18 protein-coding genes are annotated in these 21,280 nt (G+C 67.9%); 11 read left to right on the top strand and 7 right to left on the bottom strand.

Translation table 11 applies throughout. The features are described from left to right. Positions 1 to 71 precede the first annotated feature (71 nt). Together M8R19_RS07965 and dapC are read left to right on the top strand one after the other, a co-directional pair. Entirely contained in the window at positions 72 to 2,774 is a 2,703-nt protein-coding gene (locus tag M8R19_RS07965; protein ID WP_249917491.1) for a [protein-PII] uridylyltransferase, read from the top strand. A 12-nt stretch (positions 2,775 to 2,786) separates the two neighbouring features. Continuing rightward, on the top strand, positions 2,787 to 3,983 hold the full coding sequence (dapC, locus tag M8R19_RS07970) for a succinyldiaminopimelate transaminase (RefSeq protein WP_074985301.1): 1,197 nt from the start codon (positions 2,787 to 2,789) through the stop codon (positions 3,981 to 3,983). 290 nt (positions 3,984 to 4,273) lie between these two features. Here the strand turns inward: dapC and M8R19_RS07975 are convergent, their stop codons facing one another. Then, positions 4,274 to 5,935, bottom strand: a complete 1,662-nt coding sequence (locus M8R19_RS07975) for a Na+/H+ antiporter (protein ID WP_074985299.1) — start codon at positions 5,933 to 5,935, stop codon at positions 4,274 to 4,276. A gap of 188 nt (positions 5,936 to 6,123) precedes the next feature. Between M8R19_RS07975 and M8R19_RS07980 the strand changes: the two genes are divergently transcribed. From M8R19_RS07980 to M8R19_RS07995, 4 genes are all read left to right on the top strand, one after another. After that, positions 6,124 to 6,474 carry an ArsC family reductase gene (locus M8R19_RS07980; protein WP_009616622.1) on the top strand — a complete coding sequence of 117 codons (351 nt, stop codon included), beginning with the start codon at positions 6,124 to 6,126 and terminating at the stop codon, positions 6,472 to 6,474. A gap of 33 nt (positions 6,475 to 6,507) precedes the next feature. Continuing rightward, entirely contained in the window at positions 6,508 to 7,542 is a 1,035-nt protein-coding gene (gene dapD, locus M8R19_RS07985; RefSeq protein ID WP_249917492.1) for a 2,3,4,5-tetrahydropyridine-2,6-dicarboxylate N-succinyltransferase, read from the top strand. A 72-nt stretch (positions 7,543 to 7,614) separates the two neighbouring features. Continuing rightward, positions 7,615 to 8,820 carry an aminotransferase class V-fold PLP-dependent enzyme gene (locus M8R19_RS07990; protein ID WP_249917493.1) on the top strand — a complete coding sequence of 402 codons (1,206 nt, stop codon included), beginning with the start codon at positions 7,615 to 7,617 and terminating at the stop codon, positions 8,818 to 8,820. Continuing rightward, positions 8,817 to 9,221: a SufE family protein gene (locus tag M8R19_RS07995; RefSeq protein ID WP_249917494.1), complete on the top strand. Its 405-nt coding sequence runs from the start codon at positions 8,817 to 8,819 to the stop codon at positions 9,219 to 9,221. Before M8R19_RS07990 ends, M8R19_RS07995 begins: the two co-directional genes overlap by 4 nt. 155 nt (positions 9,222 to 9,376) lie before the next feature. Here the strand turns inward: M8R19_RS07995 and tcdA are convergent, their stop codons facing one another. Next, entirely contained in the window at positions 9,377 to 10,195 is an 819-nt protein-coding gene (tcdA, locus tag M8R19_RS08000; protein WP_249917495.1) for a tRNA cyclic N6-threonylcarbamoyladenosine(37) synthase TcdA, read from the bottom strand. A 215-nt stretch (positions 10,196 to 10,410) separates the two neighbouring features. On the opposite strand from tcdA, the gene M8R19_RS08005 reads away from it, so the two are divergent. From M8R19_RS08005 to M8R19_RS08025, 5 genes are all read left to right on the top strand, one after another. Beyond that, entirely contained in the window at positions 10,411 to 13,020 is a 2,610-nt protein-coding gene (locus tag M8R19_RS08005) for a glycosyltransferase (protein ID WP_249917496.1), read from the top strand. 375 nt (positions 13,021 to 13,395) lie between these two features. Next, positions 13,396 to 14,544, top strand: a complete 1,149-nt coding sequence (gene dapE / locus M8R19_RS08010) for a succinyl-diaminopimelate desuccinylase (protein WP_074985284.1) — start codon at positions 13,396 to 13,398, stop codon at positions 14,542 to 14,544. After that, positions 14,541 to 14,714, top strand: coding sequence for a hypothetical protein (locus M8R19_RS08015; protein WP_167858374.1), 174 nt, complete (start codon positions 14,541 to 14,543; stop codon positions 14,712 to 14,714). The genes dapE and M8R19_RS08015 overlap by 4 nt, the downstream gene beginning before the upstream one ends. Position 14,715: 1 nt before the next feature. Continuing rightward, a complete protein-coding gene (locus tag M8R19_RS08020; protein ID WP_058490947.1) occupies positions 14,716 to 15,525 on the top strand; it encodes a putative RNA methyltransferase in 810 nt (269 codons plus the stop codon). 11 nt (positions 15,526 to 15,536) lie between these two features. After that, positions 15,537 to 15,920, top strand: a complete 384-nt coding sequence (locus M8R19_RS08025; RefSeq protein ID WP_116423019.1) for a hypothetical protein — start codon at positions 15,537 to 15,539, stop codon at positions 15,918 to 15,920. Between the two features lie 112 nt (positions 15,921 to 16,032). Here the strand turns inward: M8R19_RS08025 and M8R19_RS08030 are convergent, their stop codons facing one another. The 5 genes from M8R19_RS08030 to M8R19_RS08050 all read right to left on the bottom strand — a co-directional run bounded on the left by M8R19_RS08030 (position 16,033) and on the right by M8R19_RS08050 (position 21,116). Beyond that, positions 16,033 to 16,242 (bottom strand): cold-shock protein, encoded by a 210-nt coding sequence (locus tag M8R19_RS08030; protein ID WP_003082372.1) that lies wholly within the window; start codon positions 16,240 to 16,242, stop codon positions 16,033 to 16,035. 388 nt (positions 16,243 to 16,630) lie between these two features. Continuing rightward, entirely contained in the window at positions 16,631 to 17,605 is a 975-nt protein-coding gene (locus M8R19_RS08035; protein ID WP_249917497.1) for a DUF4340 domain-containing protein, read from the bottom strand. 10 nt (positions 17,606 to 17,615) lie between these two features. After that, positions 17,616 to 19,451: a GldG family protein gene (locus tag M8R19_RS08040; protein ID WP_249917498.1), complete on the bottom strand. Its 1,836-nt coding sequence runs from the start codon at positions 19,449 to 19,451 to the stop codon at positions 17,616 to 17,618. A 10-nt stretch (positions 19,452 to 19,461) separates the two neighbouring features. After that, entirely contained in the window at positions 19,462 to 20,196 is a 735-nt protein-coding gene (locus M8R19_RS08045; protein ID WP_009616584.1) for an ABC transporter permease subunit, read from the bottom strand. Continuing rightward, entirely contained in the window at positions 20,193 to 21,116 is a 924-nt protein-coding gene (locus M8R19_RS08050; RefSeq protein ID WP_249917499.1) for an ABC transporter ATP-binding protein, read from the bottom strand. The genes M8R19_RS08045 and M8R19_RS08050 overlap by 4 nt, the downstream gene beginning before the upstream one ends. Between the last annotated feature and the right edge of the window lie 164 nt (positions 21,117 to 21,280).

Genomic DNA, 21,280 nt, shown 5'->3' on the forward strand with positions numbered 1-21,280 from the left:
GCGCCACGCGCCCCAGGCCCGGACGATGACTTGCCCCTGCCCTCCCCCATCCCAGAATCAGGAAGGCCGCCATGCCGCAGGTGGATCCCGAGTTGTTCGACCCTGGGCAGTTCCAGGCGGAACTGGCCCTCAAATCCAGCCCCATCCCCGCCTTCAAGAAGGCCATCCGCCAGGCCAACGAGGTGCTGGACGCGCGCTTCAACGGCGGCCGTGACATCCGCCGGCTGATCGAGGACCGCGCCTGGTTCGTCGACCAGATCCTGCAGCAGGCCTGGCAGCGCTTCGCCTGGTGCGAGGACGCCGACATCGCCCTGGTGGCGGTGGGCGGCTACGGCCGCGGCGAGCTGCACCCGCACTCGGACATCGACATCCTGGTGCTGCTCGACAGCGAGGACCAGGAGGTCTTCCGCGAGCCCATCGAGGGCTTCCTCACCCTGCTCTGGGACATCGGCCTGGAAGTCGGCCAGAGCGTGCGCTCGGTGGCCGAATGCGCCGAGGAAGCGCGCGCCGACCTGACGGTGGTGACCAACCTGATGGAGTGCCGGACCATCTCCGGTCCCGACCACCTGCGCCAGCGCATGCTCGAAGCCACGGCCAGCAGCCAGATGTGGCCCAGCGGCCAGTTCTTCCTTGCCAAGCGCAAGGAACAGATCCACCGCCACACAAAATACAACGACACCGAATACAACCTGGAGCCCAACGTGAAGGGCTCGCCCGGCGGGCTGCGCGACATCCAGACCATCCTCTGGGTGGCCCGCCGCCACTTCGGCAGCCTCAACCTGCACGCGCTGGTCAAGGAAGGCTTCCTGGTGGAAAGCGAGTCCAGCGTGCTGGCCTCCTGCCAGGAATTCCTCTGGAAGGTCCGCTACGCCCTGCACATGCTCGCCGGGCGCGCCGAGGACCGCCTGCTGTTCGACCACCAGCGGCGCATCGCCGGGATGCTCGGCTACCAGGACAACGACGCCAAGCTGGCCGTCGAGCGCTTCATGCAGAAGTACTACCGGGTGGTGATGGCGGTCTCCGAGCTGAACGACCTGATCATGCAGCACTTCGAGGAAGTCATCCTGCGCGCCGGCGAAGGCGGCCAGGTGACGCCGCTGAACAGCCGCTTCCAGGTCCGCGACGGCTACCTGGAGGTGACCAACGCCAACGTCTTCAAGCGCACCCCCTTCGCCCTCCTGGAAATCTTCGTGCTGATGGCCCAGCACCCGGCGATCAAGGGCGTGCGCGCCGACACCATTCGCCTGCTGCGCGACAGCCGGCACCTGATCGACGACGACTTCCGCCACGACATCCGCAACACCAGCCTGTTCATCGAGCTGTTCAAGTGCCGCGAAGGCATCCATCGCAACCTGCGGCGGATGAACCGCTACGGCATCCTCGGCCGCTACCTGCCGGAGTTCGGCCTGATCATCGGGCAGATGCAGCACGACCTGTTCCACATCTATACGGTGGACGCCCACACCCTCAACCTGATCAAGCACCTGCGCAAGCTGCAGCGCCCGGACATGGCCGAGAAGTACCCGCTGGCCAGCAAGATCATGGAGCGCCTGCCCAAGCCGGAGCTGATCTACCTCGCCGGGCTCTACCACGACATCGCCAAGGGCCGTGGCGGCGACCATTCCGAGCTGGGCGCGGTGGACGCCGAGCTGTTCTGCCAGCGCCACCAGTTGCCGCAGTGGGACACCCAACTGGTCAGTTGGCTGGTGCAGAACCACCTGGTGATGTCCACCACCGCGCAGCGCAAGGACCTCTCCGACCCGCAGGTGATCTTCGACTTCGCCCAGTTGGTCGGCGACCAGACGCGCCTGGACTACCTCTACGTGCTCACCGTGGCCGACATCAACGCCACCAACCCGAGCCTGTGGAACTCCTGGCGCGCCAGCCTGCTGCGCCAGCTCTACACCGAGACCAAGCGCGCCCTGCGCCGCGGCCTGGAGAACCCGCTGGACCGCGAGGAGCAGATCCGCCAGACGCAGAGCGCGGCCATCGACATCCTGGTCCGCGACGGCATCGACCAGGACGACGCCGAGCAGCTCTGGAGCCAGCTGGGCGACGACTACTTCCTGCGCCACAGCGCCGCCGACGTGGCCTGGCATACCGAGGCCATCCTCCAGCACCCGGACGACGGCACGCCGCTGGTGCTGATCAAGGAAACCACCCAGCGCGAGTTCGAGGGCGGCACGCAGATCTTCATCTACGCCGCCGACCAGCACGACTTCTTCGCCGTGACCGTGGCGGCGATGGACCAGCTCAACCTGAACATCCAGGACGCGCGGATCATCACCTCCACCAGCCTGTTCACCCTCGACACCTACATAGTGCTCGACGCCGATGGCGGCTCGATCGGCGACAATCCCCAGCGCATCGCCGAAATCCGCCAGGGCCTGGTGGACGCGCTGAAGAACCCCGACGACTACCCGAACATCATCCAGCGCCGCGTGCCCCGGCAGCTCAAGCACTTCGCCTTCGCGCCGCTGGTGACCATTTCCACCGACGCCTCGCGCCAGGTCAGCGTGCTCGAGGTCATCGCCCCCGACCGCCCGGGCCTGCTGGCGCGCATCGGTGGGCTGTTCCTGGACTTCGACCTGTCGGTGCGCAACGCCAAGATCGCCACCCTCGGCGAGCGCGTGGAGGACGTGTTCTACGTCACCGACGCGCACAACCAGCCACTCTCCGACCCGGACCTGTGCAAGCGACTGCAGGCGGCCCTGGTCGAGCAGCTTTCACAGGCCAACGGCCAGGAAACCGTTCCGGTCCGCATCAGCATCTGACGAGCGATTCACATGAACCCAGACCTCGACCTGCTCCAGCCCTACCCCTTCGAGAAGCTCCGCGCCCTGCTCGCCGGCGCCCAGCCGCCGGCCGGGCTGCCGCACATTGCGCTGTCCATCGGCGAGCCCAAGCACCGCTCGCCGGAATTCGTCGCCAAGGCCCTGGCCGACAGCCTCGACCAACTGGCGGTGTACCCGACTACCCTGGGCCTGCCGGCGCTGCGCGAAACCATCGCCGCCTGGTGCGAGCGCCGCTTCGGCGTCCCCGCAGGCTGGCTGGACGCCGCCCGCCACGTGCTGCCGGTGAACGGCACCCGCGAGGCGCTGTTCGCCTTCACCCAGGCGGTAGTGGACCGCAGCAAGAACGGCCTGGTGATCAGCCCCAACCCCTTCTACCAGATCTACGAAGGCGCGGCCTTGCTGGCCGGCGCGCAACCGCACTACCTGGCCTGCCGCGCCGGGAACGGCTTCAATCCGGACTTCGACGCGGTGCCGGCGGACGTCTGGCAGCGCTGCCAGATCCTCTTCCTCTGCTCCCCGGGCAACCCCACCGGCGCGCTTGTCCCCCTCGCCGAATTGAAGAAGCTGATCGCCCTGGCCGACGAGCACGACTTCCTGATCGCCGCCGACGAGTGCTACAGCGAGCTGTACTTCGACGAGCAGAACCCGCCGCCCGGCCTGCTCAGCGCCTGCGTCGAACTGGGCCGCTCGGACTTCAAGCGCTGCGTGGTGTTCCACAGCCTGTCCAAGCGCTCCAACCTGCCGGGCCTGCGCTCGGGCTTCGTCGCCGGCGACGCCGAGGTGCTGAAGAAATTCCTCCTGTACCGCACCTACCACGGCTGCGCCATGCCGGTGCAGACCCAACTGGCCAGCATCGCCGCCTGGCAGGACGAAGACCACGTGCGCGCCAACCGCGACCTGTACCGCGAGAAGTTCGCCGCGGTGCTGGACATCCTCGCCGGCGTGCTCGACGTGCAGCGCCCGGACGGCAGCTTCTACCTGTGGGCGAAAACGCCCATCGCCGACACCGAGTTCTGCCGTGGCCTGTTCGACCAGCAGCACGTCACCGTGGTGCCGGGCTCCTATCTGTCCCGCGAAGTGAACGGCGAGAACCCCGGCGCCAACCGAGTGCGCATGGCCCTGGTCGCCCCGCTGGCGGAATGCGTGGAAGCGGCCGAACGCATCAAGCGTTTCGTCCAGGCCAGGTAACGCCCTCCCCGCCCCTGTAGGAGCGAGCTTGCTCGCGAACAGACTCCGCTGGGGGGTTCGTTCGCGAGCAAGGACTAGGCGTCCCCCTCGCTCCTACGAAGAGCCTCCTACGCCCAGATCAAACCCGGAGCCGCCTGTAGCCAAGGCCAAACGGCGGATAACGTCGAACGTTATCCGCCCTACACCAGGCCCGCCCGCGACGTAGGGCGTATAACCGTTCGCGGTTATACGCCGCCTCACCTGGGCCACAGCCCGCGCCGTGGTCAACCTCAGAGCCGCCTGTAGCGGCCCTACACCCACCGCCCCGCCTTGCTGGTCAGCCAGGCCTCCTGGGAGTCCAGGTCGCCGAGCACCTTGCGCATGGTCTCGTCGTCCACCAGGTTCTCCCGGCGCAGCTGATACAGCTCCAGGCGCTGGGTGCGCAGCGCCTTGATGCGCAGGGCCTGGTCGGCCAGTTCCAGGCTGCGCGCCCGCTCCCGCGCCTCGGCGCTGTCCGGAGCCGGATCGAGCTGCTGGCGGTACTCGGCCATCAACCGCGCCTTCACCTCCGCCAGCCGCGCGGCCTCCTCGGCATCCACCTTCTCGCCGGCCGGCATTTCCTCCTTCTCCAGCATGCGGATGGCCGCCACCGCGGTGCGCCGCCATACCGAGCGGTACTCCAGTTCGGACTGGTCGTTGCTGGCCACCGGCAGCCCCTTGAGCAAGGCCGGCAGGCCCAGGGTGGCCGCCAGCAGCGACACCAGGATCACCCCGGCGGCGATGAAGATGATCAGGTCGCGCTGCGGGAAGGCCTCGCCGCTGCCCAGCAGCAGCGGCACCGACAGCACGCCGGCCAGTGTCACCGCCCCGCGCACCCCGCCCAGCGCCGAGATCGCCGACAGCCGCAGCACCGGCTCGCCGGGCTTGCCGCCCAGCTCGATGCCCCACCAGCGCTCGAAGCGCAGAGACAGCTTCCAGTAGCACCAGACCCAGGCGAAACGCAGCAGGATCAGCACGGCGTACACCGCCAGCACGTAGAACAGCAGTTGCGAGGAACGCCACAGGCTGTCGCCGGCGTGGTGCGTCACCGACTTGAGGATGTCCGGCAGTTGCAGGCCCAGCAGCAGGAACACCACGCCGTTGAAGGCGAACTCCAGCATCGACCAGACGCTGCGGTTGAGCACGCGGGTATGGGTCTGCCGCGGCAGCAGGTCGGTCCAGCTCTGCATCATGCCCGCCGCCACCGCCGCGAGAATGCCGGAGACGCCCAGCTCCTCGGCGACCATGTAGACGGCGAAGGGCAACAGCAGCATGAGCACCACGTGGGTGGCCGGGTCGTCCCAGCCGCGGCGGATCATCCAGGCGCGGATGCGCCCCAGCAGCCAGCTCAGCACCACGCCGCAGGCCAGGCCGCCAATCGCCACCAGGAGGAAGCTCAGGCTGGCGTCGAGCAGCGAGAAGGCGCCGGTCATGGCCGCGGCCACCGCGAACTTGAAGGCCACCAGGCCCGAGGCGTCGTTCATCAGCGCCTCGCCCTGCAGCACGTGCATCAGCCGCCGCGGCAGGCGGTTCTGGGCGATCGCCGATACCGCCAGGGCGTCGGTGGGCGACAGCACCGCAGCCAGGGCGAAGGCGGCGGCCCAGGGAATCTCGGGAATCAGCAGATGGATGAAGGCGCCACCGCCAGCCACGGTGAACAGCACCAGGGCGAAGGCCATGGTCAGGATCGGCCAGCGCATCTGCCAGAACTCGCCCTTGGGCATGCGCCAGCCATCGGCGAACAACAGCGGCGGAATGAACAGGAACATGAACAGCTCCGGGTCCAGCGCCACGTGCAACCCCAGGCTGGGCCAGGCCAGGACCGCCCCCGAGGCGATCTGGATCAGCGGCAGCGGCAAGGGCAGCAGTTGCGCCAGCAGGCGCGTGCCCCCGACCACCAGCAGCAGGATGAGCACGGTATAAACGGTTTGCATCGACGATCTCCCAGTCGCCAGTTCGCGGCGCTCCATTTGAACATCCAGAGACGCTCTCCATCAGCCCCCGGGCGAGCAATAGACTATTGCAATCGCAAAAGAATCGTCCCGCCCTCCCCGCCCCCGCAAGTTCACGGGAAAATGGCATAATCCCGCGCTTGCCAAAGGAACGACGAGGAGCGCCGCCCATGACCCAGCGGACCATCTATGGAATCAAGGCCTGCGACACCATGAAGAAAGCCCGCACCTGGCTTGAGGAACACGGCGTCGACTATGCCTTCCACGACTACAAGACTAGCGGAATAGACCGCGCGCACCTTGAACAATGGTGCGCCGAGCATGGCTGGCAGACGGTCCTGAACCGCGCCGGCACCACCTTCCGCAAGCTCGACGAGGCGCAGAAAGCCGACCTCGACGAGTCCCGCGCGATCGAGCTGATGCTCGCCCAGCCGTCGATGATCAAGCGTCCGGTGCTGGACCTTGGCGACCGCACCCTGGTCGGCTTCAAGCCCGACGCCTACGCCGCCGCGCTGGCCTGATACTTTTTTTACCGTTTTTTCGAGGAACCACACATGTCCCAATCCCTCTTCAGCCTGGCCTTCGGCGTCGGCTCCCAGAACCGCCAGGACGCCTGGCTGGAAGTCTTCTACGCGCAACCGCTGCTGAACCCGGCCGCCGAGCTGGTCGCCGCCGTCGCGCCGATCCTCGGTTACGAGAACGGCAACCAGGCCATTGCCTTCAGCAACCAGCAGGCCTACCAACTGGCCGACGCGCTGAAGACCATCGCCCCGGTCCAGGCCGCCCTGCTCAACCGCCTGGCCGAAAGCCAGAAGCCGCTGGTCGCCACCCTGCTGGCCGAAGACGCCGCCCCCGCCTCCACTCCCGAGGCCTACCTGAAGCTGCACCTGCTCTCGCACCGCCTGGTCAAGCCGCATGGCGTCAACCTGTCGGGCATCTTCCCGCTGCTGCCGAACGTGGCCTGGACCAACATCGGCGCCATCGACCTGGCCGAACTGGCCGAGCTGCAACTCGAAGCGCGCCTGAAGGGCAAGCTGCTGGAAGTCTTCTCGGTGGACAAGTTCCCGAAAATGACCGACTACGTGGTCCCGGCCGGCGTGCGCATCGCCGACACCGCCCGCGTGCGCCTGGGCGCCTACATCGGCGAAGGCACCACCGTGATGCACGAAGGCTTCGTCAACTTCAACGCCGGCACCCAAGGCCCGGGCATGATCGAAGGCCGCGTCTCCGCCGGCGTGTTCGTCGGCAAGGGTTCGGACCTGGGCGGCGGCTGCTCGACCATGGGCACCCTGTCCGGCGGCGGCAACATCGTCATCAGCGTCGGCGAAGGCTGCCTGATCGGCGCCAACGCCGGCATCGGCATCCCGCTGGGCGACCGCAACATCGTCGAAGCCGGCCTGTACGTCACCGCCGGCACCAAGGTGGCGCTGCTGGACGACCAGAACAACCTGGTCAAGGTGGTCAAGGGCCGCGACCTGGCCGGCCAGCCGGACCTGCTGTTCCGCCGCAACTCGCAGACCGGTGCGGTGGAGTGCAAGACCAACAAGACCGCCATCGAGCTGAACGAAGCGCTGCACGCGCATAACTGAAACGAGTAGCGGCAAGCTGCAAGCCCTAAGCTGCAAAAGGCACTTCGGCTTGCAGCTTGAGGCTTGCAGCTTATGGCTCTCCATTCCCCCTGGCGTTCCGCCTTCCCTGCCCTCGCCGCGCTGGCAGCCGAGGAGCAGACCTACCTCGACAGCGCCGCCACCGCGCAGAAGCCCCAGGCCATGCTCGACGCCCTGGCCGGCTACTACGCCAGCGGAGCGGCCAACGTCCATCGCGCCCAGCACCTTCCCGGCGAACGCGCCACCCGTGCCTTCGAGGCGACGCGCACACGCCTGGCGCAATGGCTGGACGCCGGCAGCCCGGAACAACTGGTGTTCACCCACGGCGCCACCGAGGCCCTGAACCTGCTGGCCTACGGCCTGGAGCCGCTGTTCGGCGAAGGCGACGAGATCGCCATCAGCGCCCTGGAGCACCACGCCAACCTGCTGCCCTGGCAGCAACTGGCGCTGCGCCGCGGAGCGAAACTGGTGGTGCTGCCGCTGGACGACCGCGGGGTCATCGACCTGGAGGCCGCCAGGCAGCTGATCGGCCCGAGCACCCGCCTGCTCGCCGTGAGCCAGTTGTCCAACGTGCTCGGCACCTGGCAGCCACTGCCGGAGCTGCTGGCCCTGGCCCGCGCGCAAGGCGCGCTGAGCGTGGTGGACGGCGCCCAGGGCGTGGTCCATGGCCGGCACAGCCTGTCCGCCCTGGGCTGCGACTTCTACGTGTTCTCCAGCCACAAGCTCTACGGCCCCGAGGGCCTGGGCCTGCTCTGGGGCCGCGCGGACGCGCTGGCGCGCCTGCGCCACTGGCAGTTCGGCGGCGAGATGGTGCAGAACGCCGACTACCAAAGCGCGCACTTCCGCCCGGCGCCGCTGGGCTTCGAAGCCGGCACTCCGGCCATAGGCGCAGTGATCGGCCTGGGCGCCAGCCTCGACTGGCTGGCCCGCCAGGACGCCGCGGAAATGGCCGCCCACGAGGCCCTGCTGCACGCCCAACTGCTGGCCGGGCTGCGCGCCCGCGACGGCGTGCGCCTGCTGGGCGAACCCCAGGCGGCGCTGGCCAGCTTCGTGGTGCGGGACGTACACAGCGCCGACCTCGCCCACCTGCTCACCGAACAGGGCGTGGCGGTGCGCGCCGGGCACCACTGTGCCATGCCGCTGCTCAAGCGCCTGGGCCTGCCCGGCGCCATCCGCGTGTCCCTGGGACTGTACAACGACGGCGCCGACCTGGAGCGCTTCTTCCGCGCCCTCGACGGCGCCCTGGAACTGCTGCGATGAGCCTGCCCGAAGCCGCCCGCCAGGCGCTGGAAGCCTTCGCCGGGCAAGCCTCCTGGGAACAGCGCGCGCGCCTGCTGATGCAATGGGGCGACAGGCTGGAGCCGCTGGACGAGTTGGAACGCAGCGAAACCAACCGCATCCATGGCTGCGAAAGCCTGGTCTGGCTGGTGGCCGAACAGCGCGATGGCGCCTGGCACTTCCGCGCCACCAGCGACGCGCGCCTGCTGCGCGGGCTGATCGCGCTGCTGTTGGTGCGGGTGCAGGGGTTGCCGGGGGAGGAACTGGCGCAACTGGACCTGGGGCAGTGGTTCAACGAACTAGGCCTGGGTCGTCAACTGTCCCCGTCACGCAGCAATGGCCTGAATGCGGTGCTCCAACGCATGCGCGAACTCATTTCGTAGGAGCGAGCTTGCTCGCGAGCAACGGAGTCAAGCTCAACTCCGGAGCGATATCGAAGTCCGCCCCCTCTCCCCAGCCCTCTCCCTGAAGGGAGAGGGTTAGGGAGAGGGAGCGGAGTAACAGCAGACACCTCGATAACAGGTGAGCACCGTTCGCGTTAAGAGGGATTTCCAGCCGCGCTACGCTCCGAAGGCCGCCGCGCCCCCGCCACCAACTTATCCACAGCCCTGGCCGCCGCAGCCATGCCAAAGGTGGCCGTAACCATCATCACCGCCCCGAAACCACCCGCGCAGTCCAGCTTCACCCCTTCCCCGACGAACCCCTTGGCCTGGCACACACTGCCATCCGGCTTCGGGTAGCGCAGTTGCTCGGTGGAGAACACGCAGGGCACGCTGTAATGCCGCCCCGGCGTGCGCGAGAAGTTGTAGTCGCGGCGCAGCAGCGAGCGCACCTTGGCCGCCAGCGGGTCGTTGAAGGTCTTGTTCAGGTCGGCCACCTGCACCTGCGTCGGGTCGACCTGGCCACCGGCGCCGCCGGTGGTGACGATCTGGATCTTGCGCCGCTTGCACCAGGCGATCAGCGCCGCCTTGGCCGGCACGCTGTCGATGCAGTCGATGACGAAGTCCATGTCAGTGGTGATGCAGTCGGCCATGCTCTCGCGGGTGACGAAGTCCGCCACCGCGTGGACCTTGCACGCCGGGTTGATGGCGCGGATGCGCTCGGCCATCACCGCCACCTTGGGCTTGCCCACGGCGCCTTCCAGGGCGTGGACCTGGCGGTTGGTGTTGGTCACGCAGACGTCGTCCAGGTCGAACAGGGAAATCTCGCCGACGCCGCTGCGCGCCAGCGCCTCGGCCGCCCAGGAGCCGACGCCGCCGATGCCGACCACCGCCACGTGGGCCGCGGCCAGGCGCTCCAGGCCCCGGGTGCCGTACAGGCGGGCGATGCCACCGAAACGCTGATCGTCCACTACCATCACAGTGTCTCCGCAAAAAACGCCCGGCATTCTATAGGAAGGCGGCCGCCAGGACCGGCCGAATTGACGCCCGGCAAGACCGGCGCCGGCTACCCGGGACATTCTACGCCGGCCCCGGAGCGCCGGACGGGAGCTATACACCCAGGGGGGTGCGGGGTAGGATGCGCGCCGACCCGTTCCCGGCCCCGAAACACCGACAGGAACCCGATCGCTCCATGCCATCACGCAAATTCGGCCTCAACCTGGTCGTGCTGGTCGCCCTGGCCGCCCTGCTCACCGGCGTCTGGGCCCTGTACAACCGCCCGGTGAGCGCGCCGGACTGGCCGGAAAGCATCTCCGGCTTCTCCTTCTCGCCCTTCCGCCTGGACCAGAGCCCGCAGAGCGGCCGCTTCCCCAGCGACGAGCAGATCCGCTCGGACCTGGAGCAGGTCTCGCGGATGACCGAGAACATCCGCACCTACTCGACCAAGGGCAGCCTTTCCGACATCCCCTTCCTCGCCGAGGAGTACGGGATGCGCGTCAGCCTGGGCATCTGGATCAGCGCCGACGAGGCCGAGAACGAGGCGGAGATCGCCCGCGGCATCGAGATCGCCAACCGCTCGCGCAGCGTGGTGCGGGTGATAGTCGGCAACGAGGCACTGTTCCGCCGCGAAGTCACCAAGGACCAGCTGATCGGCTACCTCGACCGCGTCCGCGCCGCGGTGAAGGTGCCGGTGACCACCGCCGAGCAGTGGCACATCTATGAGAAGTACCCGGAGCTGGCCCTGCACGTCGACCTGATCGCCGCCCACGTGCTGCCCTACTGGGAATTCGTACCCATGCAGGATTCGGTGCAGTTCGTCCTGGACCGTGCCCGCGACCTGCGCCTGAAGTTTCCGAAAAAGCCGCTGCTGCTGGCCGAGGTCGGCTGGCCCAGCAACGGCCGCATGCGCGGCGGCGCCACCGCCACCCAGGCCGACCAGGCCATCTACCTGCGCGAACTGACCAACGCGCTGAACAAGAAGGGCTACAACTACTTCGTGGTCGAGGCCTTCGACCAGCCGTGGAAATACACCGACGAAGGCTCGGTGGGCGCCTACTGGGGCGTGTTCAATGCCGCGCGCCAACCGAAGTTCAACTTCCAGGGCCCGGTGGTAGCCATTCCCAAGTGGCGCGTGCTGGCCATCGCCTCGGTGGTGCTGGCGCTGCTCACCTTCACCCTGCTGCTGATCGACAGCAGCGCCCTGCGCCAGCGCGGGCGGACCTTCCTCGCCGTGGTCTCGTTCGTCTGCGCGTCCATCCTGGTGTGGATCGGCTACGACTACAGCCAGCAGTACAGCACCTGGTTCAGCATCACCGTCGGCGTATTGCTGGGCATAGGCGCGCTGGGCGTGGTGATAGTGCTGTTCACCGAGGCCCACGAGCTGGCCGAGGCCGTGTGGACGCGCAAGCGCCGCCGCCTGTTCCTGCCGGTCACCGCGGCCGACGCCTACCGGCCCAAGGTCTCCATCCACGTGCCCTGCTACAACGAGCCGCCGGAGATGCTCAAGGAGACGCTGAACGCCCTGGCCAGGCTCGACTACCCGGACTTCGAGGTCCTGGTGATCGACAACAACACCAAGGACCCGGCCGTGTGGGAGCCGGTGCAGGCCCACTGCGAACTGCTCGGCCCGCGCTTCCGCTTCTTCCACGTGGCGCCCCTGGCCGGCTTCAAGGGCGGCGCGCTGAACTACGCACTGCAGTTCGTCGCGCCCGACGCCGAGGTGATCGCGGTGATCGACTCCGACTACTGCGTCGAGCCGGACTGGCTCAAGCACATGGTGCCGCACTTCGCCGACCCGCAGATCGCCGTGGTGCAGTCGCCGCAGGACTACCGCGACCAGCACGAGAGCGCCTTCAAGCGCCTGTGCTACGCCGAGTACAAGGGCTTCTTCCACATCGGCATGGTCACCCGCAACGACCGCGACGCGATCATCGAGCACGGCACCATGACCATGGTCCGGCGCCAGGTGCTGGACGAGCTGAAGTGGGCCGAATGGTGTATCACCGAAGACGCCGAGCTGGGCCTGCGGGTGTTCGAGCGCGGCCTCTCGGCGGCCTACTTCGAGCGCAGCTACGGCAAGGGCCTGATGCCCGACACCTTCATCGACTTCAAGAAGCAGCGCTTCCGCTGGGCCTATGGCGCCATCCAGATCATGAAGCGCCACACCGACGCCCTGCTGCGCGGCCGCGGCCCGGACGGCAGCAAGCTGACCGGCGGCCAGCGCTACCACTTCGTCGCCGGCTGGCTGCCGTGGATCGCCGACGGCATGAACATCTTCTTCACCCTCGGCGCGCTGCTCTGGTCGGCGGCGATGATCATCGTGCCCAAGCGCGTCGACCCGCCGCTGCTGATCTTCGCGATCCTGCCGCTGACGCTGTTCGCCTTCAAGGTCGGCAAGATCCTCTTCCTCTACCGCCGCACCGTGGGCGTGAACCTGCGCGACGCGCTGTTCGCCGCGCTGGCCGGGCTGTCGCTGTCGCACACCATCGCCAAGGCGGTGCTGTACGGCTTCGTCACCCGCTCCATCCCGTTCTTCCGCACGCCGAAGATGCGCTCCAGCCACGGCCTGCTGGTGGCCCTGGCGGAGGCCCGCGAGGAAGTCTTCATCATGCTCCTGCTGTGGGGCGCCGCGGCCGGCATCGTGCTGGTGCAAGGCGTGCCCAGCCCGGACCTGATGTTCTGGGTGGTGATGCTGCTGGTGCAGTCGCTGCCGTACCTGGCGGCGCTGATCATGGCCCTGCTCTCCTCGCTGCCGCGCCCGCGCGAGGAAGAAGCGCTGAGCGGTTCCGAGCAGGTGGGCTGAACGGCCAGGCGCTTTTCGTAGGATGGGTTGAGCCTTGGCGATACCCATGCGGTCATGGCGATGGGTATCGCTTCGCTCAACACCATCCTACGAAAAGCCATGCTCGCTCATACGGTAGGAGCGGACCTTGTCCGCGATAGCCGGACACCCCGGCGCGTTTCGCGGATGAGATCCGCTCCTACGCCATCCCCCGTACCCCGCTCCTACAGGTGGGCCCGGAGTCGGAGGCATCGTAGGAGCGAGCTTGCTCGCGAACGGACTCTTCGCCCCTACGCGCATCCTGCCAGGGAAACCGCTGCGACCAGACGACGCGCTGTCCCCGCGCTTTTGCTTTAAGATGTGCGCCTTTTCCGTTTCACCCTGGATGCCTTGCCCATGTCCCTGTCGCCGACCCTGGCCCTCGCCTGCGAGCTGATCCGCCGGCCCTCCGTCACCCCCGTCGATGCCGACTGCCAGCAGCTGATGATGCAGCGCCTGGCCGCCTGCGGCTTCGACCTGGAGCCGATGCGCATCGAAGAAGTGGACAACTTCTGGGCCCGCCGTGCCGGCCGTGACGGCGGCGAAGGCCCGGTGCTGTGCTTCGCCGGCCACACCGACGTGGTCCCCACCGGCCCCGAGCAGGCCTGGCAGCACCAGCCGTTCGACGCCCTGATCGACGCCGACGGCATGCTCTGTGGGCGCGGCGCAGCGGACATGAAGGGCAGCCTGGCGGCGATGATCATCGCCACCGAGCGCTTCGTCGCCGAGCACCCGGACCACCGCGGCAGCATCGCCTACCTGATCACCAGCGACGAGGAAGGCCCGGCGCAGCACGGCACCAAGGCCGTGGTCGAGCGCCTGCGCGCGCGCAACGAGCGCCTGGACTGGTGCATCGTCGGCGAACCGTCGAGCACCACCCTGGTCGGCGACGTGGTCAAGAACGGCCGCCGCGGTTCCCTCGGCGCCACCCTCAAGGTGCGTGGCGTGCAGGGCCACGTGGCCTACCCGCACCTGGCGAAGAACCCCATCCACCTGGCCGCCCCGGCCCTGGCCGAACTGGCCGCCGAGCACTGGGACGACGGCAACGCCTTCTTCCCGCCGACCAGCTTCCAGATCTCCAACATCAACGGCGGCACCGGCGCCACCAACGTCATCCCCGGCGAGCTGGTGGTGGTGTTCAACTTCCGCTTCTCCACCGAATCCATCCCGGAGGGGCTGCAGCAGCGCGTCGCCGCCATCCTCGACAAGCACGGCCTGGACTGGCACATCGACTGGGCGCTGTCCGGACTGCCGTTCCTCACCGAGCCGGGCGAGCTGCTCGACGCCGTGGCCGCCAGCATCCAGGCGGTCACCGGCCGGCAGACCACCCCCTCGACCTCCGGCGGCACCTCGGACGGGCGCTTCATCGCCACCCTGGGCACCCAGGTGGTCGAGCTGGGCCCGGTCAACGCCACCATCCACCAGGTCAACGAGCGGGTGCTGGCCAGCGACCTCGACCTGCTGAGCGAAATCTACTACCAGACCCTGGTGCGGCTGCTGGCATGAAAGACGTGAAGAAAGGCTTCTGCTTGGCCGCCACCCAACCCGACATCCCACCGCCGGTGCCGGCCCCGGAGCGGCGCTACGCCCTGCGCAGCTACCAGCTCAACCTGCGCCAGCGCAGCCTGCCACTGCTCACCGTGCTGAGCCCGCTGCGCACGGAGCGCAAGGACTGAGATGCTCACCTGCCCGATCTGCCAGGCGCCGCTGGAACACCTCGACAACAGCGTGAAGTGCCCCGCCGGGCACAGTTTCGACCGCGCGCGCCAGGGCTACCTGAACCTGCTGCCGGTGCAGCACAAGAAAAGCCGCGACCCGGGCGACAACGCCGCCATGGTCGAGGCCCGCCGCCAGTTCCTCGGCGCCGGCCACTACGCCCCTCTGGCCCGGCGCCTGGCCGAGCTTGCCGCCGAACGCGCGCCGGCGCGCTGGCTCGACATCGGCTGCGGCGAGGGCTACTACACGGCCCAGCTCGCCGAGGCCCTGCCCGCCAGCGACGGCTACGCCCTGGACATCTCCCGCGAGGCGGTGAAAGCCGCCTGCCGCCGCGCCCCGCAGTTGACCTGGATGGTCGCCAGCATGGCCCGGGTGCCGCTGGCAGACGCCAGTTGCCAATTGCTGGCCAGCGTGTTCAGCCCCATCGACTGGAACGAGGCCGCGCGCCTGCTGGCCCCCGGCGGCGGCGTGCTGCGCCTGGGCCCGGGCCGCGACCACCTGCTGGAACTGCGCCAGCGCCTGTACGACGAGGTGCGCGAGTACGTCGACGACAAGCACCTGGCCGACCTGCCGCCAAGCCTGGCCCTGGCCCATACGGAAAGCCTGAATTTCCGCCTGGCCCTGGACAGCCGCGAAGCCCGCGAAACCCTGCTGGCGATGACGCCCCACGGCTGGCGGGTCAACCCGCAGCGCCGCGAGCGCATCCTCGCCGAGCCCTTCGAGGTCACTGTGGCGGTGCGCTACGATTGGCTGGAACGCCAAAAACCCTGACGAGGACGCCCATGCGCCAACCGGATATCGAGATCTACCTGAAGGACGCCGACCAGGCCGCCGTCGGCGCCTGGCTGGCCGAGGCGCTGGGCCCCTGCAGCGAGTGGCGGCGCCAGGGCGAGACCTTCAAGTGCCTGGCCGACAGCCCGAACGGGATGATCCCGCTGACCTGGCTGCCGCAGGCGGTGGGCAAGTGGCACAGCCTGTTCATCGACAGCGACGCCACGCCCTGGGACGACGACCTGGCCTGCGCCAGGGCGGCCAACGCCGCGCTGGGCGTGGAGGTGCGCTGCGCACCGGGCAGCTGGAGCGAAGAACAGGGCGAGGAAGACGCCGACCGCTGGCTGAAGGTGACCGCCGAGGGCGTCGCCGAGATCACCTGGCGAACCGGCTGAAGCACGAAAACGACGCTGGCGCGATGCGCGGCGTCGTTGCTGAAGAGCCGGGTGCCAGGCGCCGGCTGGAAAACGAAGGCCCGTCTCGCGACGGGCCTTTGTCTTCGGGGGCTCAGACCTTGGAGACGTCTTCCGCCTGCAGGCCTTTCTGACCCTGGATCACCGAGAACTCCACTTTCTGGCCTTCAACCAGGGAGCGGTGACCTTCGCCACGAATGGCGCGGTAGTGGACGAAAACGTCCGGACCGCTGTCGCGTTGAATGAATCCATAACCCTTGGCGTCATTGAACCACTTGACGGTTCCGACCTCACGATCAGCCATTACCACACTCTCCAACTCGCTATTATTTTTGGGTGGCCCCCGGGAATGAGGACTGCAACGGCTCGACAGGCGGAAGGTTGTCCGCGTTGACCGTCCAGGGCCTTAGCCGCTGGATGGACAATTCGAATAACGCCCCAATGACGACCGCGCTCCCGAGTATATAAATCAAAAGTTACAGCTGGAAAGCACTTTTTCGCCTCAGTGCCAGCACCGTGGTCAATGCGGCCAAAGTGCCATTTTACGGGGCTTCCAGGGCCATCCTGGTGCACTTTGACGGTGTAACGGAGTTGTAAGTTTTGTCATTGCCGGCGTGCTGCAACGCACATTTCCGCACACGCGTGGCGAAAGTTGCCGACCGGAACTTCGCCCGGTCGGCCTTTGAAATACCTCAAGGTTTCTTCGCGGTGAAATCCGCCAGGTGCCGGGCCAGCGCCTCGTACTGATTGGTTTCGAGGCGGTAGGCCCAGCCCTGGCGCGCCTGGATCTGCCCGTCGGCGAAACCCTCGACGCGGTCCAGCAGCAGCCAGTTCTGCCCGCCCTGCTCCAGCACGCGCCCGCTCAGGCTGGCGCCATCGAGGGTCTTGAGCGCCAGGTCCAGCCGCGCCGGCCCCTTGAACTGCACCTGGTCCAGCGGCGCGGTCTCGCTGAAGGTCAGGGCACCGAAGGGCGTGGCCATGCCGTTGGCGATGGACTCGTAGGCCAGCTTGGCGTCCCTCGGCAACTGGCGTACCCGCAGGTTGGGCTCGCCGGCCTTGTCGCGGAACACCGTCAGGGTTTCCCCGCCGGGGTAGCTCACCGACACCTCGGCGACCTTCTCGAAGGGAATGCTGGTGATGCGCCGGTCCAGCCAGTCCAGCTCGTCGGGCGGCAGGCGCAGGTCCTTGTCGATCAGCCAGACCTGCTCGTCGCCGGGCTGGCGCACCAGGCGCCCGCCCTGCTGCGCGGCCTTGCCCACCAGCAGCTCCAGCGGCGCTCCGCCGCTGCGCTCAAGGCTCAGGCGCACGCCGGCGCCCTCGCCCTGGTCGGCGACGCCGAGCTGGGCGAAATTGCCCGGTTCGCGGGTCTTGGCCTCGACCTTGCGCGCCTGCGCCAGGTCATGCAGCAGGTCGCCGACCAGGCGCCCGGCCGCCGGATAGCCGGCCTTGGCCGGCATCACCCAGCGCCCGTCCTGGCGCGCCACGCGGATGTCCGGCTGGCCGGGGCGGCGCACCGTCACCGCACTCACCTGCTGCACGTCCAGGCCCGGGAAATAGCGCACCTCCGCTGGCGGCGCCAGGCGGGCCGGCTCGCGCTGCAGCCAGGCGAAGAGACCGCCGAGCGCCACCACCAGGACCACCAGCAGGATCAGACTCTTGCGTTGCATGGCCGTCTCCTCAGGCCTGGCGCCGGCGGCGCCACCACCACAGGGCGAGCACGCCCAGGGTCAGCAGCAGCGGCACGGCGGCGATGTTGACGATCTTCAGGGTGCGGCCGAGGGACTCGATATCCGCGTTGAGCTGGAACTGCACGTCGCGCAGCTCCTTGCGGATGCGCACGCGCTCCTGGATGAACTGCTGCATCGCGCTCTGCTGCTCCGGCGTCAGCTCCAGGGCCTTGCCCGGGTCGGGGTTCTGCAGCGCGGCGAGCTTCTGCTCGGTGTCGGCCAGGCGCTGCTTGAGCGCGTCGGCCTTCTCGCGGAAGCGCGTCTCGGCCTGGCGCTGCAGTTCGTCCACCACGGTGAACGGGCGGCTGAAGCGCCCGCGCGAGCGCACGCTGATCAGCGCGTCGGAGCCGGCCAGGTTGTCCAGCGCGTTGATCACGAAGCTGGCGTTGTCGGCCCAGGGCTGCGGCACGCGCTGGCCGAAGAAGTCCTGCACCTGCACCCACATGCGGTCGGTGAGCAGGTCGGTGTCGGCCACGGCGATGACGTTGATGCTGTCGGCGCTCTTCAAGCCGTCCTTGCGGCCCTCGATGCCATTGGGGAAGGCGCTCTGCGCCGGGCCCTGGATGCGCGCGGCCATGACGTAGCGCTGGCCGGTGGGCTTGAGCTGGGCCATCAGCTCGCCGGGGTCGCGCAGGGTGGCGAAGCGCTGGGCGTCGAAGGGCATCGCCTGCGCCGAGCTCTGGATCAGCGGGGTGAAGCGGGTCTTCGCGTCCTTGAGCGGCTCGAGGATGCCGGCGGTGGCCAAGGTCAGGTTCTCCAGCCCGGCGGTGGCCACGTCGTTGGCGTCCAGCGCCTTGGCGTCGAGGTTCAGCCAGGCCGGGTGATGCGCCGCGCGCTGGCCCTGGCCCATGCTCACCGACATGGCGTAGCTGGCGTCGCCGAGCACCTTGCCAGGCAACAATTGCACGCCCCAGGCCCTGAACAGCGGCTCGAGGTCGGAGGCCTGGTCGCCGGGGCCATCCAGCGCGGCCATGGGCGAGGACTTGTCGGCCTCGCTGAAGGGATCGACGAAGGCCAGCAGCTTGCCGCCGCGCAGCACGAACTGGTCGATGGCGTAGAGCGTCTGCTGCGGCAGGTGCTTGGGATGCACCAGCAGCAGCACGCTGACGTCGTCCGGGATGGCGTCGACGTCGGGCTTGAGGCTCTTCAGGTCGAACTGCTGGCGCACCTCGTCGAGCAGCATCCAGGGCGAGCTGGGCTGCTGCGTCTGCATGTCGAAGCCACCGGTCATCTGCAGGGTGCTGAGCACGCCCACCACCGGCCGCTTGGGGTGCGCCAGGGCGTTGACCAGGCGGCTGAGGTCGTACTCCAGGAATTCCTCGTGGTCCGGCTGGAAGAACGGGATCACCTGGATGTTGTCCAGGGCATCGGTGCCGGCCAGGCCGAAGTACAGGGTGTCGCCGCCCTGGTTCAGCGGCACCGCCTGCAGGCCGAACTCGGCGGCCTTGTCCTCCTCCTCGGAGAACGGCTGCGGGTCGATGACGTGCAGGCGGATCTTGCCGTCGGCCTCGCGCTCGTAGGCCTTGAGCAGTTCCTCCACGCGCTTGGCGTAGTTGCGCAGCGGGACCAGGTCCTTGCTGCCCTTGTCGGAGAAGAAGAAGTACAGGTTGATCGGCTCGCCAATGGAGCCCAGCACCTTCTTGGTGCCGTCGGAGATGGTGTAGAGCTTCTGCTGCGTCAGGTCCAGGCGCGCGCCGGTGAAGGCCAGCCCGGACACCAGGTTGAAAGCCAGGAACAGCAAGGCGATGACCAGCAGCCCGGCGGCGGAATACATCAGTTTCTTCATGCGGGCTTCCTCAATCGGCTTTCTTCAGGTCGACCACCACCGCCGTGGCGGCGAGCCAGGCGACGATCAGGCTGGCGAAGAACAGCAGGTCGCGCAGGTCGATGACGCCCTTGCTGATCGCATCGAAGCGCGTCAGGAAGCTCATCGAGGCCACCGCATCCAGCAGCCACTGCGGGGCCCAGGCGTTGAAGGCGTCGAGCACCAGGGGGAAGCCGCTGACGATGAACACGAAGCACATCACCACGGCGAGGATGAAGGCGATCACCTGGTTCTTCGCCAGCGCCGACATGCACGAGCCGATGGCCAGGTAGCCGCCGGCCAGCAACCAGCTGCCGAGGTAGCCGGCAAGGATGGCGCCGTTGTCCGGCTCGCCCAGGTAGTTGACCGTGAGCACCATGGGGAAAGTCAGCAGCAGCGCGATGCCGGCGAACACCCAGGCGGCGAGGAACTTGCCGGTGACCGCTTCGAAGCGGGTGATCGGCAGGGTCATCAGCAGCTCGATGGAGCCGGACTTGCGCTCCTCGGCCCACAGGCGCATGGCCAGCGCCGGGATGAGGAACAGGTAGAGCCAGGGGTGGAAGTTGAAGAAGGCCGTCAGGTCCGCCTGGTTACGCTCGTAGAAATTGCCCAGGTAGAAGGTGAAGACCCCGGACAGCACCAGGAAGATGACGATGAACACGTAGGCCAGCGGGGTGGCGAAGTAGCTCGCCAGCTCGCGCTTGAAGACCACCGGCAACTGCTTCATGCCGCCTCCCCCCTGGTCAGGCTGCGGAACACCTCGTCGAGGCGGCCGCGCTCCACGTCCAGTTCGCGGATGCGCCAGCCGCGCTCGGCGATCAGCGCATTCACCTGCGGGAAGATCACCTCGCCGGGCCTGGCCAGCAGCGTCAGGCTGTGCTCCAGCGGGTTTTCCTCCAAGGCCGCCACGCCCGGCAACGCGGCCAGGGCGGCACGGTCCAGCTCGCCGTCGGCGACCAGGGTCACCGCCTGGTGGTAGCGTGAGCGGCTTTCCAGCTCGAAGGGTGTGCCGTCGGCCAGCAGGCGGCCATTGGCGATCACTACCGCGCGGGTGCAGACCGCAGTGACCTCCTCGAGGATGTGGGTGGAGATGATGACGATGCGGTCGCGGGCCAGGCCGCGGATCAGCTCGCGGACCTGGTGCTTCTGGTTCGGGTCGAGGCCGTCGGTGGGCTCGTCGAGGATCAGCACCCGCGGGTCATGGAGGATCGCCTGGGCCACGCCGACGCGGCGCTTGAAGCCCTTGGAGAGGGTTTCGATGGACTGCTCGCGGACGGGCTCCAGCTCCAGTTGCTCGACCACCCGCGCCACCCGCTCGCGCTTCTGCGCGCTGCGGTAGCCACGCACCTCGGCGATGAATTCGAGGAAGCCGCGCACGCGCATGTCGCCGTAGCAGGGCGCGCCCTCTGGCAGGTAGCCGATCAGGCGCTGGGCCTGGAGGGTCTGCGTCTGGATGTCGAAACCGTGGATGCTCGCGGTGCCCGAGGTGGGCGCGAGAAACCCGGTGAGCATCTTCATGGTGGTGGACTTGCCGGCGCCGTTGGGGCCGAGAAAGCCCAGGACTTCCCCCGGTTGCACACTGAACGACAGGTCGTCCACCGCGGTGTGCTGCGCGAATCGCTTCGTGAGTCTGCTTATTTCGATCATTTCTCTCACCGTTGCGCCAAGAGCCCGCCGCGAACTCGGAACACACGGGGCAGACGAGCTCCCACAAAATGCCGCCGGGAATATATGAACCGACGGACGGCAGTGCAAGGTGAAGACTGTGACGAAAAAGTACACTGCCGTGCATGAAAATTTATTTAGGAATG

The sequence above is a fragment of the Pseudomonas sp. R3.Fl genome (genome assembly GCF_023516765.1).
Taxonomy (GTDB): domain Bacteria; phylum Pseudomonadota; class Gammaproteobacteria; order Pseudomonadales; family Pseudomonadaceae; genus Pseudomonas; species Pseudomonas citronellolis.